We start from the raw sequence: 895 nt of genomic DNA on the forward strand, positions 1-895 counted from the left end.
CCACCGAAGTCGCCACCAACCCAACACCACGACGCCGCCACGCCAACCCATCCAAAAACGCATTCGCCGCCGCATACGCCGACTGACGACCGCTCCCCCACACCCCCGCCACCGACGAGAACAGAACAAAGGCATCCAAGGACATATGACGCGTCAGCTCATCCAGATGGATGGCTCCCATGACCTTCGGCCGCATTCCAGCCGCAAGATCCTCGGCGGTAAGGGCGCTCAACGAGCCCCAGCTTGAAACGCCCGCAGCATGGACGACCACGCGAAGATCCGGGATCGTCCCGAGCAGTTCCGCAACCGCGTCCCGATCGGCCACATCACACGCCGCGATCCGAGCCGACACACCCATGGCCGATAGTTCGGCCACCAGTTCCCCGGCTCCGGGCGCGTCCGAGCCTCGCCGACTCGTCAGCACGATCTCCGCGACTCCGGTGCCTGCGAGCCATCGGGCGACATGGCTCCCCAGGGCCCCCGTTCCACCGGTGATCAGGGCGGTCCCCGACGCTTCCCAGGCAGCGGACTGCCCCCGACCCGGGGTCGTCACACGGCTCAGCCGACAGCCGAAGACGTCGTTGCCACGGATCGCTGTGTGATCCTCACGCGTGGCGCCTGAAAGCACCGAGCACAACAGACCGGAGGTCCGCTCATCCCATGAGGCGGGCAGGTCGATCAGCCCGCCCCAACGCTCCGGATGCTCCAGACCGATGACACGGCCCAGCCCCCAGACCGCCGACGCGTGCGGATCCACCACATCCCCGTCCACCACGGAGACCGCACCCCGGGTGACACACCACAACGGCGCATCGACCCCGGCCACCCCGAGGGCCTGCACCAGCGACACCGTCGCCTCGACCGATAGCAACGACACCACACCCGCGACCGGGCG

Annotated in this window: 1 protein-coding gene; it reads right to left on the reverse strand. The window is 68.0% G+C overall.

Features of this window, described 5'->3' with window-relative positions; translation table 11 throughout:
- Positions 1–895 (reverse strand): beta-ketoacyl reductase (locus KN815_RS48865; protein WP_216348171.1); only part of this gene is annotated, 895 nt, incomplete at both ends.

It is taken from the genome of Streptomyces niphimycinicus (assembly GCF_018883605.1).
GTDB classification, from domain to species: Bacteria; Actinomycetota; Actinomycetes; order Streptomycetales; family Streptomycetaceae; genus Streptomyces; species Streptomyces niphimycinicus.